Origin of the sequence: Micromonospora sp. NRRL B-16802, assembly GCF_001279555.1 — a bacterium.
GTDB classification, from domain to species: Bacteria; Actinomycetota; Actinomycetes; order Mycobacteriales; family Micromonosporaceae; genus Micromonospora; species Micromonospora profundi.
Genome location: NZ_LGEB01000060.1, coordinates 25,628 through 41,933 on the forward strand (window position 1 = coordinate 25,628; position 16,306 = coordinate 41,933).

Annotated in this window: 16 protein-coding genes; 9 read left to right on the forward strand and 7 right to left on the reverse strand. The window is 70.2% G+C overall.

Annotated features, from left to right (window positions below):
- Positions 1-55: 55 nt before the first annotated feature.
- Entirely contained in the window at positions 56-1,471 is a 1,416-nt protein-coding gene (locus tag ADK66_RS15700; RefSeq protein WP_082377468.1) for an FAD-binding oxidoreductase, read from the reverse strand.
- A gap of 542 nt (positions 1,472-2,013) precedes the next feature.
- On the opposite strand from ADK66_RS15700, the gene ADK66_RS15705 reads away from it, so the two are divergent.
- The 9 genes from ADK66_RS15705 (at position 2,014) to ADK66_RS15745 (ending at position 10,375) form a co-directional block, all read left to right on the forward strand.
- Positions 2,014-3,279 carry a cellulose-binding domain-containing protein gene (locus tag ADK66_RS15705; protein ID WP_053655908.1) on the forward strand — a complete coding sequence of 422 codons (1,266 nt, stop codon included), beginning with the start codon at positions 2,014-2,016 and terminating at the stop codon, positions 3,277-3,279.
- 139 nt (positions 3,280-3,418) lie between these two features.
- Positions 3,419-4,462 (forward strand): aromatic ring-hydroxylating dioxygenase subunit alpha, encoded by a 1,044-nt coding sequence (locus ADK66_RS15710; RefSeq protein WP_053655911.1) that lies wholly within the window; start codon positions 3,419-3,421, stop codon positions 4,460-4,462.
- Positions 4,459-4,674 (forward strand): hypothetical protein, encoded by a 216-nt coding sequence (locus ADK66_RS15715; protein WP_053655913.1) that lies wholly within the window; start codon positions 4,459-4,461, stop codon positions 4,672-4,674. Before ADK66_RS15710 ends, ADK66_RS15715 begins: the two co-directional genes overlap by 4 nt.
- Entirely contained in the window at positions 4,671-5,621 is a 951-nt protein-coding gene (locus ADK66_RS15720) for a PDR/VanB family oxidoreductase (protein WP_053655915.1), read from the forward strand. Before ADK66_RS15715 ends, ADK66_RS15720 begins: the two co-directional genes overlap by 4 nt.
- A gap of 30 nt (positions 5,622-5,651) precedes the next feature.
- Positions 5,652-6,413: an IclR family transcriptional regulator gene (locus ADK66_RS15725; RefSeq protein ID WP_053655918.1), complete on the forward strand. Its 762-nt coding sequence runs from the start codon at positions 5,652-5,654 to the stop codon at positions 6,411-6,413.
- 50 nt (positions 6,414-6,463) lie between these two features.
- Positions 6,464-7,390 carry an SDR family NAD(P)-dependent oxidoreductase gene (locus tag ADK66_RS15730; RefSeq protein ID WP_053655920.1) on the forward strand — a complete coding sequence of 309 codons (927 nt, stop codon included), beginning with the start codon at positions 6,464-6,466 and terminating at the stop codon, positions 7,388-7,390.
- A gap of 51 nt (positions 7,391-7,441) precedes the next feature.
- Positions 7,442-8,344 (forward strand): amidohydrolase family protein, encoded by a 903-nt coding sequence (locus ADK66_RS15735; RefSeq protein ID WP_053655921.1) that lies wholly within the window; start codon positions 7,442-7,444, stop codon positions 8,342-8,344.
- Positions 8,341-8,793 (forward strand): MaoC family dehydratase, encoded by a 453-nt coding sequence (locus ADK66_RS15740; RefSeq protein ID WP_053655923.1) that lies wholly within the window; start codon positions 8,341-8,343, stop codon positions 8,791-8,793. The genes ADK66_RS15735 and ADK66_RS15740 overlap by 4 nt, the downstream gene beginning before the upstream one ends.
- Positions 8,794-8,851: 58 nt before the next feature.
- Positions 8,852-10,375, forward strand: a complete 1,524-nt coding sequence (locus tag ADK66_RS15745; protein WP_053655925.1) for a long-chain fatty acid--CoA ligase — start codon at positions 8,852-8,854, stop codon at positions 10,373-10,375.
- Here ADK66_RS15745 and ADK66_RS15750 read toward each other — a convergent pair.
- From ADK66_RS15750 to pobA, 6 genes are all read right to left on the reverse strand, one after another.
- Positions 10,299-11,186 carry a PaaX family transcriptional regulator C-terminal domain-containing protein gene (locus tag ADK66_RS15750; protein ID WP_053655927.1) on the reverse strand — a complete coding sequence of 296 codons (888 nt, stop codon included), beginning with the start codon at positions 11,184-11,186 and terminating at the stop codon, positions 10,299-10,301. The genes ADK66_RS15745 and ADK66_RS15750 overlap by 77 nt on opposite strands.
- Before the next feature lie 36 nt (positions 11,187-11,222).
- Positions 11,223-12,035, reverse strand: a complete 813-nt coding sequence (locus tag ADK66_RS15755; protein ID WP_053655929.1) for an ABC transporter ATP-binding protein — start codon at positions 12,033-12,035, stop codon at positions 11,223-11,225.
- Entirely contained in the window at positions 12,028-12,852 is an 825-nt protein-coding gene (locus ADK66_RS15760) for an ABC transporter permease (protein WP_231640048.1), read from the reverse strand. The genes ADK66_RS15755 and ADK66_RS15760 overlap by 8 nt, the downstream gene beginning before the upstream one ends.
- Complete coding sequence (locus tag ADK66_RS15765; protein WP_053655931.1) at positions 12,849-13,649, reverse strand: ABC transporter permease; 801 nt, start codon at positions 13,647-13,649, stop codon at positions 12,849-12,851. Before ADK66_RS15765 ends, ADK66_RS15760 begins: the two co-directional genes overlap by 4 nt.
- Before the next feature lie 73 nt (positions 13,650-13,722).
- Complete coding sequence (locus tag ADK66_RS15770; protein WP_053655933.1) at positions 13,723-14,697, reverse strand: ABC transporter substrate-binding protein; 975 nt, start codon at positions 14,695-14,697, stop codon at positions 13,723-13,725.
- Positions 14,698-14,952: 255 nt separating this feature from the next.
- A complete protein-coding gene (gene pobA / locus ADK66_RS15775) occupies positions 14,953-16,125 on the reverse strand; it encodes a 4-hydroxybenzoate 3-monooxygenase (RefSeq protein WP_053656004.1) in 1,173 nt (390 codons plus the stop codon).
- Positions 16,126-16,306: the final 181 nt, after the last annotated feature.

Sequence of the window (16,306 nt, forward strand, 5' to 3'; positions counted from 1 at the left end):
GGCGGCCGGGCGGGCGTCGTGTTCGCCGCCCGGCCCGGCCGTGCCCTTGGAGCTACTAGTTCTGGTCCGGGGCGATGTTGTGGTTCACCCGGAACATGTTCGTCGGGTCGTAGCTGCGCTTGGCCTCGACCAGCCGCTTGAGCGACTGCGGCGGATAGGTCGCCGCGATCCCCTCCGCTGTGGCGTCGCTGTCGCCCAGGAAGTTCACGAACCGCCCGCCGGTGCTCCACGGCGCGATGGCGTCGACCACACCGGTCAGGAACTCCTTGAATGCAGCGGCCTGGTCCGGAGCCCCGATGGCGACGGCGTAGAAGCTGAAGGCGGCGTCTCCGAGGTCGACAGCGTTCGTGGGCTCCGGGCGGCGGTCCAGAGCCCCGCCGAGGCGGCGGATGTCCAGGATGGTCAGCGGGCTGTCACTGCCGGGGCCGGCCTTGGCGATGATCGTGTCGACAAGCTCCGGGGTGAACTCCCGCAGCAACGCCGAGCGGTCCACGATCGGGATCGGGCTCGTCGGGTCGGCGTGGATCGAGGCCACCTCGCTGTAGGGCATGTCAGCCACCGAGTCGATGAGCGTCGGGCCGATCGCGCGCAGTGGGGCGACCAGCCGCTCGCCCTCCTCCGCCGGGCCGACGTAGGCGATCCGCACGTGCACCACCAGCCGACCGCGGAGCGGCTCGGGCACCTCGGGGATCGGCGGCAGCTGCAACAACGCGACCGACGAGTTCATCTCGTCCGGCAGGCCGGCGGTCCACCGCCCCCACGTCTTGAGCACCTCGGACGCCTGCTCGCCCGAGAAGAAGAGCCCACCGCCGTAGATCCGGCTGACCGGGAAGAGGGCGAACTCCAGCGCCGTGACCACGCCGAAGTTGCCCTTGCCGCCGCGCAGCGCCCAGAACAACTCCGGCTCGTCGGTCGCGTTCACGGTGCGCAGTTCACCGTCCGCGGTGACGACTTCGATCAGGTGTACGTGGTCGGAGGCGAAGCCGAAGGTGCGCCCGATCGGGCTCAATCCACCGCCGAGCGTGTAGCCGACCGCGCCGACCGTCGGAGCCGCTCCGTTGACGGGCGCCAGTCCGTGCTTGGCCGCCGCCTCGACGACCTGGTGCCACCGGACGCCGGCCTCGACCCGGGCCGTACGTGCCTCGGCGTCGATGGTGACAGCGTCCATCCGCCGGGTCGTGATCAGGAGCGCTCCGGCCGAGGAGAGCGCGTTGTGGCCGGTGGCCAGCACCGCGACCGGCAGGTTCTGCGTGGCGGCGAAGCGGACGGCGGCCTGGATGTCGGCGGCGTTGGCGGCACCGACCACGAGCTTCGGCTGCTGGGGGACGGCGAGGTTGTACGACTCGCACTCGACGTCGTATCCCTCGTCACCGGGGAGCAGGACCGGTCCGACCGTCTGGGCGGTGAGCCGCGCGACAGCACCCTCCACGATCGGGGTGTCGCCCTGGGCTGGATTGTTGATCGAGGTCATCGAAGTCTTCGCCTTCCGCAGAATTGGGACGTGCCTACCTGGGCAGATGCGGTCACGCGCCGTCAGTTCAGAAATGCGGTTTGTCTGAGAGCTGGTTCACACCGCCGGTGAGGTGCTGGCCTCGTCGATGTCGAATCTCTTGTCCGCTTCGGGTACGCCATGAGGTGGCCTTCCCTGCAGGAGCGGGATCGTGCCGGCAGGCCGCGGGGAAATACGTAAACCTGCCTGTCTCTCCGCTTGCTCCGATCGAGACGGGTCAATAGATTGAGTGCGGGCGCCGCCGGGGTTCGGGTGACCGGGCCGTCGGCGGCTGACAGGTCCGTCCCGAGCCGGGCAATGGGGTCGTACGCGCCGACCGGTCGCTGTGGCGCATCGCCGCGTCACGCCGCGCGCGCATCGCCGCGCCGCATCGTGAGCGCATCGCCGCGTCCACACCCGCGCGTGGTGTCGCGCCGCATCCCCAGCGTGGTGGCGCGCCGCGTCCACGCAGGGCGGGCGCCGCCGCACCGCCTCCGTCCCGTTCGATGACAGAAGGACCTTTCATGACGATTTTCCGCGCCCGGCCCGCACCGACCCTTGCGGTCGTCGTCGCACTGGCCGCCGCCGTGACCGCTACAGGTACGGCAGTGCTCACCGGCCCGGCCACTGCCGCCCAGGGCTGTCGGGTCGACTACACGCCCAACCAGTGGCCCGGCGGATTCACCGCAAGCATCAAGGTTTCCCCGGGCGACACCGCCGTCTCCAGTTGGACCGTCACCTGGACGTACGCGGGGGACGAGCGGGTCACCAACGGCTGGAACGCCACGGTCAGCCAGAGCGGGTCGACAGTGACAGCCCGCAACATGTCGTACAACGGCAGCATTTCCGCTGGTGGCTCCACCGAGTTCGGCGTACAGGGCACGTTCGGCTCCAGCGGCGGCACACCGACCGGGTTCAGCCTCAACGGCGTACCGTGCAACGGCGCCGGGCCGACCCCGACCACCGCACCGCCGACCACGGCCCCGCCGCCGACGACGCCCCCGCCCACCACGCCGCCCCCGACGACGCCGCCCCCGACCACGGCCCCGCCGCCCACGACGCCTCCGCCCACCACGCCTCCGCCGACGACCCCGCCGCCCGTCGGGTGCGCCGGGGCGGTGCTCTGTGACGGCTTCGAGAACCAGACCGGCTCGACGCCGTCCGGCGACTGGACCGTGGTGAGCCCGGACTGTTCCGGCGCCGGCACGGCCACCATCGACACGACCACCGCGCACAGCGGCAGCCGGTCGGTCCGGATCAACGGCGCCGCCGGGTACTGCAACCACGTCTTCGTCAGGTCCACGGCGAACCTCGGCAGCGTGGGCAGCGTCCGGTACGCCCGGATCTGGGTGCGGCACACCACCGCCCAGCCCACCGAGCACACCACGATGCTGGCGATGACCGACGCCGCCGACGGCAACAAGGACCTGCGGTTGGGCGGCCAGAACGGCGCACTCCAGTGGAACCGCGCCTCCGACGACGCGACGCTGCCCGAGCAGAGCCCGGCCGGGGTCGCGCAGAGCGTGCCGCTACCCGTCAACAGGTGGACCTGCGTGGAGTTCATGGTCGACGGCTCGGCCGGTCAGCTCCGCACCTGGCTGGACGGCACCGCCGTCACCGGTCTGACAGCGGACGGCGTACCGACGCACGACATCGACGGTCAGTGGTACAACCGCACCTGGCGACCGCAGCTCACCGACCTGAAGCTGGGCTGGGAGAGCTACGGCGGCGGGGCCGACACCCTCTGGTACGACGACGTCGCGGTCGGGTCCAGCCGGATCGGCTGCTGACCGTTTCAGGCGACGCGGACGCCGATCCGCGTACCGGTGGCTGCGCTCTTTCACCCAGTGAAAGAGCCAGTCCCGGCGGTGGGTAGCGCGCGGGATGATGCGGCTTCATCGACGTCCGTCAAGGAGGAGGTCCGGTCGCATGACGTTCGCGCGCAACCAGTGGTACGTGGCGGCCTACGGCAGCGAGGTCGGGCGGACCCTGCTCGCCCGCACGGTGCTCGGTGAGCCGCTGGTGCTGTATCGCACCGGTGCCGGCGAGGCGGTGGCACTCGCCGACCGGTGCGTGCACAGGCGCTTCCCGCTGTCGGAGAGCCGCCTCGACGGCGACACGATCGTCTGCGGCTACCACGGCTTCACCTACGATCCGACGGGAGCGTGTGTCTTCGTACCCGGTCAACAGCGGATCCCACGGACCGCGCGGGTCGCCTCGTACCCGGTGACGGAGCAGGATTCCCTGATCTGGGTCTGGATCGGTGACCGGGAGCGGGCCGAACCGGCGGCCATTCCCCGCGCCCCGTGGTTGGCCGACTCCCGGTACGCGGTGGTGCGGGGAATGGCGCCGCTGAACGCGCGCTACGGCCTGCTCGTGGACAACCTCCTGGACCTGTCCCACGAGACCTATCTGCACGGCGGCTACATCGGCACGCCGGAGGTGGCGAACACCCCGATCACCACAGAGGTCGACGAGGACCGGGGCGTCGTCTACGTGAGCCGGCACATGGACGACGCCGAGTGCCCCCCGTTCTACGCGCGCTCGACAGGCATCAAGGGTCGGATAACCCGGTGGCAGGACATCGAGTACCACCCGCCCTGCCTCTATCTGCTGCACAGTCGGATCGCGCCGCAGGGTGTCCTCCCACCCGCCGAGGGGGAGGACAGCGAAGCGTTCCACGCCGAGATCGTGTACGCGATAACGCCGTCGACCGAGAACACCACGTACGACTTCTGGGCGGTGGCGCGCGACTTCGCTATCGACGACGAGTCGGTGAGCGAGTACCTGCACCAGAGCAACCACACAGTGGTCATGCAGGACGTGGCGGCGCTCAACATTTTGGAAAAGGTGATCTCGACCGAGCCGGACCGGTACCAGGAGTTGAGCATCAACATCGACACCGGTGGGCTGGCCGCGCGGCGGCTGCTGGCCCGGATGGTCGGGTCGGGGACGGTGGGAGCGGCGCGGTGAGCTTCCCAGCCGGCGCGCGCATCGGGGAACGGGTCTACCGGATCCACTGGGTGCCGGGCACCGACACCCTGCGGGGGATCTGCCACTGTGGCGCCGAGCGCGTCGCCGAGGAGCCGGTCGAGTTGTGGGAGTGGCTGCTCGCCCATCCGCAGGGCCACGTCGCCGCCGTACCGGCGCCCGCCCCGCCGAGCAGGCTGGCGGTGCGCGCGTGACCGACGATCTCGCCGGGGCGGAACTGGTGGTCGCCAGCCGGGACCAGGCAGCGGCGGAGGTTGTCGAGATCGGCCTGTGCCGCCCGGGCGGCGGTGACCTGCCCGAGTGGACGCCGGGCGCGCACGTCGACCTGGAGCTGGACATCGGACTGGTACGCCAGTACTCCCTCTGTGGCGATCCGGCCGACCGGGCCGCCCTGCGGATCGCGGTGCAGCGCGAGCCCACCGGGCGCGGCGGCTCGCGGCTGGCGCACGAGCGGCTCACCGTCGGCGCGCGCGTCCGGGTGCGCGGGCCTCGCAACAACTTCCCGCTCGTCGCGGCGCGGCGCTACCTCTTCGTGGCCGGCGGCGTCGGCATCACGCCGATCAGACCCATGGTCGCCGCGGCCGACGCCGCCGGTGCCGACTGGAAACTTGTGTACGGGGGACGCAGCCGCGCCACGATGGCCTTCGCGGCAGCCCTGCGGGAGAGGTACGGCGATCGGGTGAGCCTGCACCCGCAGGACGAGTGCGGGTTGCTCGACCTGGCCGGATTGCTCGGTCGGCCCGACACCGGCCTCGTTTACTGCTGCGGGCCGGAGTCACTGATCAGAGCGGTGGAGGAACACTGCCGTGGCTGGCCGCCCGGCTGCCTGCACGTCGAGCGCTTCACCCCGCTGGGTGTCACCGGCGGGGAGGAGACGGCGATCGAGGTCGAACTCGCGCTCTCCGGGCGGACGGTGACGGTGCCGCCGGGCACACCGATCCTCCAGGCGGTGGAGGAGGCCGGGGTGCAGGTCCTGTCGTCCTGCCGGGAGGGCACCTGCGGCACCTGCGAGACTCCGGTGCTCGCCGGTACGCCGGAGCATCGCGACAGTCTGCTCACCGAGCAGGAGCGTGCCGCCGGGGACACCATGATGATCTGCGTTTCCCGGGCCCGTACGCCCCGGCTCGTGCTGGAGCTGTGACCGGCCGGCGCGGGCGGGGATGATGACGGGATGCGGGCGCAGCCGGGGCGGTCGGTGACAAGCAAGGTGCTGGCGCTGCTCGGCGCGTTCGGCCCCACGAGTGCGGCGCTGACCCTGAGCGAGCTGGCCCGCCGCACCGGACTGCCGCTGTCCACTGTGCACCGCCGGGCCGCCGAACTGGTCGAGTGGGGGGCGTTGGAGCGCGGCGACGACGGACGCTACCGGATCGGCCTGCGGTTGTGGGAGGTGGGCTCGCTCGCCCCGCGTGGTCTGGCGCTGCGGGAGCTGGCCCTTCCGGTCATGGAGGACCTGTACGAGGTGACCCACGAGAACGTCCAGCTCGCCGTCCGGCAGGATCTCGAACTCGTCTTCATCGAACGCATCGCCGGACGGCACGCGGTGCCGGTGCTCACCCGGGTCGGCGGCCGGTTCGCGCTGCACGCCACAGGCGTCGGGCTGGTCCTGCTCGCGCACGCGCCAGTCGACGTGCAGGAGCAGGTGCTGGCCGCGCCGCTGGAGCGGTACACCGACCTGACAATCACCGACCCGGCGCGGCTGCGTCGCTGCCTCGCCGAGGTGCGGCGGGCCGGGTACGCGGTGAGCGATCGTCAGGTCACCATGGACGCCCTCTCGGTGGCCGCTCCGATCCGCGCGCCGGAGGGTGTGGTGGCGGCGATCTCGCTGGTGGTAGCCCAGGACCGGGCCGACCCGGTGGCCCTTGCCCCGCTGGTCCAGGCCGCGGGCCGGGTGCTCTCGCGGGCGCTGGGCAGCTCGGGCGCGGGTCTGGTGTAGACATACTGCAAATCGTTGACGCCCGATCAGATTCTGCATAACGTTGCCCCATGTCACTTGCCGGCAAAGTCGCGATCGTCACTGGTTCCGGGCGGGGTCTCGGCCTCGCCTACGCGCAGGAGCTGGCCCGGCGGGGCGCGTCCGTCGTGGTGAACGACGTCGACGCCGAGGTCACCACCGACGCGGTGGAGGCGATCCAGGCGTCCGGCGGTCGAGCCGTCGCAGTGGTCGCGCCCGTCGGCCCGACCGAAACCGCGAAGGTGCTCGTCAGCACTGCTGTCGAGCACTTCGGGCGGCTGGACATCCTCGTCACCAACGCCGGCGTCCTCCGCGACACAGTGCTGTGGAAGATGAGCGACGACGACTTCGACACCGTCGTCGACGTGCACCTGCGCGGCACCTTCACGACAGTGCGCGAGGCGGTGCAACACATGCGGCAGGCCGGCGCGGGCGGCCGGATCATCTGCATCGGGTCACCCACGGGACAGCGGGGCACCTTCGGCCAGACCAACTACGCCGCCGCCAAGGCGGGCATCGTCGGCATGGTCCGCACCTGGGCGCTCGAACTCAAGCGGGCGGGCATCACCGCAAACGCTGTCGTTCCGGTCGCCGCGACCGCGATGACCGCCACCGTCCCCTACTTCGCCGCTGCGGTACGGGCCGACGCCAACGGCGAGCCCATGCCCTCCTTCTTCCGGCAGGAGCTCGGGTTCGGCACTGCGGACGACGTGGCCGGGCTCATCGCGTTCCTCGGCTCCGACGCGGCGGCGTCGGTGACCGGCCAGGTGATCGGTGTGGGGGGCGACCGCCTCCAGATCTGGACCCACCCCGAGCCGGCGCTCTCCGCCCAGCGCGAGGGCGGCTGGACCTACGAGGCGCTGGAGGAAGCCTGGCCGACGACGTTCGCCGGGGCCACGCAGAGCGTCGGTGAGCACTTCCCCGAACTCCCCGAGGAGTTCAAGCCCGCGACCGACTGACCCGCCCGACGAGGCCGTGCGACGAGGCCCGCCCGACGAAGGTTGCCGCCCATGTACCAGCCCGCGATCGACCTCGACACCGTCACGGCCATCGACATGCACGTGCACATCGAGGTCGACGACCACGGTCACACCTCACTGCCCGAGCCGCTCGTGGCGGCCGTGTCGGCGTACTTCCGGACGGACGGGCCACGACCTGCCGTCGACGCGGTGGCGCGGTACTACCGCGAGCGCAGCATGGCCGCAGTCGTCTTCACAGTGGACGCGCGTACGCAACTGCGGCACCAGCCTCTGTCCAGCACCGACATCGCCCGCGCGGCGGCCGAGCACGCCGACGTGCTCATCCCCTTCGGGTCGGTGGACCCGCGCACCGGCGAAGCGGCCCTCGAACTCGCCACCCGCCTCATCGAGGAGGAGGGCGTACGCGGCTTCAAGTTCCACCCCACGGTGCAGGGCTTCGACCCCAGCCACGACGAGTACGCGCCGCTGTGGGGCCTCCTTGAGCGGGCGGGCGTTCCGGCGCTCTTCCACACCGGGCAGACCGGCATCGGGGCCGGCACACCGGGCGGCTACGGCCTGCGGCTCGGCCTGTCGAACCCGATGCTGCTCGACCCGATCGCGGCGGACTTCCCCGACCTGCAGATCATCATGGCCCACCCGTCGGTGCCCTGGCAGGACGAGGCCCTGTCGGTGGCCACGCACAAGCACAACACGTGGATCGACCTGTCCGGTTGGAGCCCGAAGTACTTCCCGGCCGAGCTGGTGCGCTACGCCAACTCGGTGCTGAAGCGACGGGTGCTCTTCGGTACCGACTACCCACTGCTCACCCCGGACCGGTGGCTGCGCGACGTGGCAACCACCGACCTCAAGCCGGACGTGCTCCCGGGCATCCTGAAGGACAACGCGGCGCGGCTGCTGGGTCTTGCCCGGGAACGACGAGAGGAAGCGCCATGACGACGACAATCACCTACGACCAGCTCGCCCACCTCGGCGGCACCGACCTCGGCCACAGCGCGTACCGGACTGTCACCCAGGACCAGGTGAACCTGTTCGCCGACGCCACAGACGACCACCAGTGGATCCACGTCGACCCCGAGCGGGCCAGGTCCGGGCCGTTCGGCGCGCCGATCGCCCACGGTTTCCTCACCCTCTCGCTGGCAGTGCCGTTCTGGACCGAGCTGCTCGAGGTCAAGGGCGTGTCCACGAAGGTGAACTACGGCCTGGACAAGGTGCGCTTCCCCGCGCCGGTGGTGGTCGGGTCGCGGGTGCGCATGCAGGCGACGGTCGTCGAGGTCGTCGAGGTCCGCGGCGGCTACCAGCTTGTCGTCGACCAGACGATCGAGATCGAGGGCGGCACCAAGCCCGCCGTCGTCACGCGAGGTCTGTACCGCTTCTACGCCTGAACCCGGGGCGTGCACCGAGCCGCGTGAGCACACCACCTCCACCACCAGGAGACTGCTGATGCACAAGCACGGAATCGGCGCGTGGATGGCCAAGCGCCGCCTCAAGTCCCCGGACAAGGTCGCCCTCATCCACGGCGAGGGCGAGACGATGACGTACGGGCAGTTCGCCGACGGCGTGGACCGCATCTCGGCTGTGCTGCGGGAGCGGGGCGTCGGCAGGGGCGACGCCGTCGCGTACCTCGGCGGGAACAGCCCGGACCTTCTCCAGACGATGTTCGGGGCGGCGCAGATCGGGGCCGTCTTCGTGCCCGTCAACACCCGGCTGGCGCCACCGGAGATCGCGTACATCCTCGGCGACTGCGGCGCGCGGGTGCTGATCCACGACCCCGACTTCACAGCGCCGGTGGCCTCCGCCGCGCCGGCCGCCGGGACCCCGCACGTCGTCGTCACCGGCGAGGGCACCGCTACCGGCCCCGGGCTCGCCGATCTGGCGCGGGCCGCTGACGGGTTCACCGGTCACGCCGTCACCACCCACCGGGATCCGGCGGCAATCGTCTACACCTCGGGCACGACCGGCAGGGCCAAGGGGGCGGTGCTGACCCATGGCAACCTCACCTGGGTCGCGCTCAACTGCGTTGTCGACTACGACGTCGTCTCGACCGACGTCGCGCTCATGATCTCGCCGCTGTTCCATGTCGCCTCGCTCGGCATGGGCGCCCTGCCCGTCATCCTCAAGGGCGCCACGATGGTCTTGGAGAAGACCTTCGAGCCGGGCCGCGCGCTCGCGCAGATCGAGCGGTACGGCGTCACGATGCTCAGCGGCGTGCCGACCACCTACCAGCTGATCGCCGACCATCCCGACTGGGCCCGCACCGACCTGTCGACGCTCGCCAAGCTCACCTGCGGAGGTTCAGCGGTGCCGGCCCGCATCCTCAACGCGTACGAGGCGCGGGGCCTGTCGTTCTCGCAGGGGTACGGCATGACCGAGGCCGCACCGGGTGCGACAGCGCTGCCACCGGCGATGACCCGCGCCAAGCAGGGCAGCGTCGGCCTGCCGCACTTCTTCACCGACGTACGGATCACCGACGGCACCGGTGCCGTGGTGCCCGCTGGCGTCGTCGGCGAGATCGAGATAGCCGGGCCCAACGTCTTCCCCGGCTACCACGGGCTTCCGGAGGCGACCGCCGAGGCGTTCACCGCCGACGGGTGGTTCCGCTCCGGCGACCTGGGTCACCTGGACGACGACGGTTACCTCTACATCTCCGGCCGACTCAAGGACATGATCATTTCGGGGGGCGAGAACATCTACCCGGCCGAACTCGAACACCTGCTCGGCGAGATCGACGGGGTCACCTCGGCGGCGGTCATCGGCGTGCCCGACGACCGCTGGGGGGAGGTGCCGTGGGCGATCCTCACCGTACGGGAGGGGGTGTCTCTGGACACCGACGCCGTGCGGGCTGCTCTCGACGGCAGGATCGCGCGCTACAAGCTGCCGAAGAACGTCGTCATCGTGGACGAGCTGCCGCGGACCGCCTCGGGGAAGGTGCGGAAGGCTGACCTGAGGGCCCGCTTCGGCGCCTAGCAGTCGGACGGGCGGCGACGAGTTCGGCGAACTCCGCGGCGGACGCCTCGGCCAACCGGTCGTGCATCCGGCGGTAGGTCTCCGCCGACCGGGTGGCCGGCCACTGCGCGTCCATGAACTCGGCCGGCAGCCTCGGGTCGGCGCGCAGCAGCGCCAGCCAGTCGGCCACCAGCATCGTGCGCACTGTCAGGGCGTTCGGTGCCATGGTCGCGGCGGCAAGGTCGTCCCACACCTCGATGAACGCGAGGTGCGCGCGCCGGATCGCCTCGATGTCCCAGGCGGCGCGCACGCTCTCGGCGATCGGAAACCCGGCGAGTTCGCGGGCGTGGAAGGCGACAACGGCGTTGGGCGCGAGATCCTGCTGTAGCGGCTCCAGCGACCCGGCGAGGTCGACCTCCCCGGGCGCCAGCCAGAGCCCGTCGCGCAGCGGGGCGAAACCCTCCCAGGTGAGGATCGAGCGCAGCCGGTGCCGCAGCGTCCGTTGGCCCTCCGGGATCGAGAAGGTGACGAGGGTCCACCCGCTGCCCTGGGCGTCGAACGGCCGTGGGCCGCGTACGCGGTCCGTCGCCTCGCGGAGCACAGCGGCCCCGTGCTCGGTCAGCGAGAACAGGGTCTCCCGGCCACTCCTGGTGCGCGCCAGGATGCCGCTGTGCACGAGACGGTCGAGGGTCGCACGGGTCGCCGGTGCGGCGACATCCGCGCCCTCCAGCACGCTGATCAGGGCGCTCGCCCGGATCGGCCCCGTGGCGTTGTCGACGACATGCTCGCCGAAGAAGGCGAGCAGCAGTTGTTTCGGCTGCCGACTACCCACGGCCCTCCCTTCGACGAACCCGTTGTCCCGGCGCGATCACGACGTGGCCCCCGGCGCCACAGCCTGCCCGCGCTTGGCCCGCTGGATCTGGTCGTAGACGTGCGTCCGCAACTGCGTGAAACGGGGTAGGGCGCGGGTGGTGATCTGATCGCGCTCCGGCGGCAGATCGACCGTGAGATCCTCCTGGATCCAGGTCGGCGACTTGGACAATACTAGAACGCGCTGACCGAGATACACCGACTCGTCGATGTCGTGCGTGACGAAGAGGACCGATATCTCGCGGCTGGTGTGCAGCTCACGCACCAGGTCTTCCAGGTCCGCCCGGGTCTGCGCGTCCACAGCCGCGAACGGTTCGTCCATGATCAGGATTTCCGGCTGGTAGGCGAGGGCCCGTGCGATTGCCACGCGCTGCTGCATCCCACCGGAGAGCTGCCACGGGTGGCTGCGGGCGGCGTGCGCCAGACCCACCGCGTCGAGAGCGTCGACGACCAGTTGGTTGCGCTGCGTCCGGGAGAGCTTCTTGTGCCGCAGCGGAAGCTCGACGTTGCCGCGTACCGTCAGCCACGGATAGAGGCTGCGGCCGTACTCCTGGAACACGACGGCCATGGCGGGGCTCGGCCCCGTCACCGGTGAGCCGTCCATCTCGACCACGCCACCTGTCGGGCGCAGCAGGCCGGCGAGGCACTTCAGCAGGGTGGTCTTGCCGCAGCCGGACGGCCCGACGATGCAGACGAGTTGACCGGCGTCCATCGTGAAGCTGATGTCCCCGATCGCCTCGACGTCACCCGTCGTCGACTCGTAGACCTTCCGCAGGTGCTCCACCCGCAGCAGGGTGCTCCGGTCAGACACGGTTGACCTCCCTGATTCCGTGGTACCAGCGCAGGACGCGCCGTTCGACGAGCCCGAAAAGTACGGCGAGCAGGATGCCGACGAGGCCGAGCAGGAGGATGCCGCTCCACATCTCGGCGATGAGGTAGTTGCGCTGGAAGTAGGCGATCCGGTAGCCGAGCCCGGAGGACGACGCGAACATCTCGGAGATCACCATCAGGATGAGCGCGACCGAGAGGGCCTGGCGGACCCCGGCCATGATGCGCGGGCTGGCTGCCGGGAGCACGAGGAACCAGAGCCGCTCCCACCAGGTGACCTGGAACGAGTCGGCGGTCTCCTTCATGACGCTGTCCGTGGCCCGGACGCCCTCGATCGTGTTCAACAGGATCGGCCAGACCGCGCCGGAGACGATGACGACAACCTTCATGGTGTCCGTGATGCCCAGCAGGAGCATTGCCACGGGGATCAGCACCGGCGGCGGGATCGCCCGGACGAACTCCAGCAGCGGTTCGAGGAGTTCGCGCAACCAGTGGGCCAGGCCGATGACGGTGCCGGCGGCGATGCCGAGCACTATCGACGCGGCGACACCGAGGCCGAGGCGGGCGAGGCTCGGCAGCACGTCCTCGACGAACGCGGGACCCACCCACGTGTCCAAGAACGCCCGGGCGATAGTCAACGGGTCGGGAAAGAACCCGCTCGTCGCCCTCGTCGACGCCAGCCCCCAGATCACCAGGAGCAGCATCGGCAGCCCGAACGCGTTGAGCAGGCTCACCACGAGGCGCGATCCGACGGTGCGGCCGCGCGGCGTGGCGGCGATCCGACCGGTGTACGCGGTCACAGCACCTCCTCCCCTCGTACGGACTGGTGCCACGACAGCACACGACGCTCGACGAACCGGAAGACGAGGTTCACCAGGAGCCCGAGCAGGCCGGTGACGACGACGAGGGCGTAGAGGCCGGTGGCGTCTCCGGCGGACCGGGACAGCTCGATCATGCGCCCGAGACCGGGGTTGCCGATCACCATCTCCGCCGTGATGGCGAGGATGAGCGCGACCGCCGCCGCGAGCCGCAGGCCCGTCATGAGGTACGGCAGGGTGGTCGGCAGCACGAGGTGCGTCAACTGTTCGCGCCGGGTCAGGCCGAAACTGCGGGCGGTGTCCCGGGCGACCGCGTCGACGTCGGCGACGCCGTAGATCACCTGGACGAACACCTGCCAGAACGAGGCGTAGATGATGATGACGAGGGCGGCCCGCATCTGGATGCCGAACATCAGGACGGCGAGCGGAATGAGGGCGACCGACGGGATCGGTCGCAGGAACTCGACAACAGTGTGGGTCGCGCGCCGCAGGAACGGCACCAGGCCGACGACCGTGCCGAGGATGACCGCGGCGACCGTCGCCACCGTCAGGCCGATCGCCCAGGACGTCATGGTGCTGCCCAGCCTCCGCCAGAAGGCGAGGTCGACGACCTGCTCGACAAGTCGCGCCAGCACGTCGGTCACGTAGGGCAGGTACTGCGGGTTGACCAGACCCAGCGTCGGGACCATCTGCCAGACGACGAGGAACCCGGCCAGGCCGGCCACGCCCAGTGACGCCTTGCGTAACGTGCGCAGGCGTCGGGCGGAATGGACGCGCATGTCACCTCCGGTGTCGCGCGACCGGCGACGCCCTCCCCGGCCCGAGGAGTCGGGGAGGGCGGGAGCGCGCCGGCTACTGCTGTTGGATGAGGCGGTCGAAGTTGGGTTGCTTGTCGAGCACCTTGTACTTCTGCGCGAGTTCCGTGAGCGTCTGCAGGCTTGAGCGGTCGATCTCCCAACCGAACTCCGGGAGTTTCACCGAGTCGGCCACCGGCGGCGGCAGTTGAAGATTGTCCTTGATGGCCTGCCGGACGGCCGCCTCGTTGGCGGGGTCCTTGGCCCACTCCAGTGTCTTCTTCATCGCCGCCGAGAAGTCCTCGACCAGTTTGGCGTCCTTCTCGGTCCGCTCCTTTGTGGTGATCGTGGTGAGGGTGGTGAGGCCGGGCACGACCGCCTGGTAGGGCGCGACGACGAATGTGTCACCGCGGCTCTTGAGCTGCGTGACGAAGGGCTCGGGCACCCAGGCGGCGTCGATGTTGCCGGCTTCGAGCTGGGCCGGGGCGTCCGGGAAGGCGACCTCGACGAATTTGATCTTGGATGGGTCGCCGCCGTCCTTCTCGACCGCCGCCATGATCGTCACATCGCCGGCCGCGCCGAGGCTGTTGACAGCGACACGCTTGCCCGCGAGGTCGGCCGGCCGCTTGATGCCGGACTTCGCGGAGGCCATCACTGCGTTGATGTCGTCGCCGCTGGCGTAGGACGAGGCGTAGTTGCCGATGATGACGACGCCGAGGTTGCGCAGGTCGGCCCGGAACGGGCCGAAGGGCTGGCCGATCGCGAAGTCGATGTCGCCGTTCAGCAGGGCGGGAATGGACTGCGCGCCACCCTGGGCGGGCAGCACCTCGACCTGGAGCCCGCGTTCGGCGAAGATGCCCGCCTTGATGCCGCCCCACAGCGCGGCGGTCTCGGTGATGGGCAGCGCGGCGACCCGTACCTTGCGCAGCTCGCCAGAGGACTGGTCGGACGGGTTGGACGCGTCGGAGTCGGTACATCCGGTGAGGGCGATCGCGGTAGCGGCGATCAGCCCGAGAGCCAGAACCTTCTTCATTGACGAGGCCCTTCCTGGGCAGGGGTGGTGGGGTGCGTCAAGAACCGGCGGATGCCTCGGATCTGCGGGTGGACTACCGCTGCGTGGGGGCACGCCGCTGTGCTGGCCATGGTCAGTCACCTCGGCATTGAATGTCAATAATCTCTGACGCCCGTCAGAAATAAGTTGAATAATGCTGTGCGCCGAGGGCGTCGCTCCCAGCCGAACTGGCGCCATCCGGCATCCACATCGGTGGGTAGTGCTGCCGCCGAGCGGTCAGACCTCCGGCAGGCCCACGTAGTTCTCCGCGAGGCTCGTGGCGTAGGCGCGTGAGGTCGCGACGTACCTCAGGGTGGCGGTCTGGAGGTTCGCCTCGTACGGGTCGTCGCGCTCCAGCCGGTGCAGCATCGAGGTCATCCACCAGGAGAAGTGCTGGGCCCGCCAGACCCGGCGCAGAGCCGTGGCCGAGTAAGCATCCAGCAGGTCGGTGCGCCCCTTGTCGTACCACGCGGCGAAGGCGTCCCCGAGCAGCGCGACGTCCGCGAGGGCCAGGTTCATGCCCTTCGCGCCGGTCGGCGGGACGATGTGCACGGCGTCCCCGGCCAGAAACAACCGCTGCCACTGCATCGGCTCGACCACGAAGCTGCGCATCGGGGTGACGGACTTCTCCAGGATCGGCCCCTCGTTGAGCGACCAGCCCGGCACCGTCTCCAGCCGCGCCCGCAGCTCCGCCCAGATCCGCTCGTCCGGCCACGCCGCGATGTCCTCGTCGGGCGCGACCTGGAGATACAGCCGCGAGATCTCCGGCGAGCGCATGCTGTAGAGGGCGAACCCCCGTTCGTGGTTGGCGTAGATGAGTTCCTCCACCGCCGGCGCGGCGGCGGCGAGGATGCCCAACCAGGCGAAGGGGTACGTCCGCTCGTAGGTGGTCAGTACGCCGTCGGGCACCGCGCCACGACTCACCCCGTGGAACCCGTCGCAGCCGGCCACGAAGTCGCACCGCAGCTCCTCGTCGCGCCCGTTCCGTCGAAAGTGGACGACGGGCGAGTCCGAGTCGAGGCCGTCCAGGCGTACGACGTCGGCTTCGAAGAGAATCGCGCCGCCGGCCGCGAGTCGGGCCCCGATCAGGTCCTTGACCACCTCCTGCTGCCCGTAGACGGTGATCGCCCGCCCGGTCAGCTCCGTCATCGGCACCCGGTGCGACTCGCCGGCGAACCGCAGCTCGATGCCCTCGTGTCGCAGCCCTTCCCGGTGCAGGCGCTCGCCGAGGCCCGCGCGGGTCAGCAGGTCGACCGAGCCCTGTTCGAGGACGCCTGCTCTGACCCGGTGCTCGACGTAGTCGCGGCTGCGACTCTCCAGCACCACGGAGTCGATTCCGTGCAGGTGCAGCAGGTGCGACAGCAGAAGTCCTGCCGGCCCGGCTCCCACGATGCCGACCTGGGTACGCATCCGCGGCATCCTCCCCTCTTTCGAGACGTCAGAACGGGTGACGCACGCTGGTCGCCGGGCAGTGTGTTCGCTTGCCGAACGACCGTTCTCTTGTAGAACGGTGGCACGCGGTCCCGCTCGCGTCAACGGCGTGCCGTTGACGGATGCCGATACCGGCCGTACGTTCGACATCAGTACGACA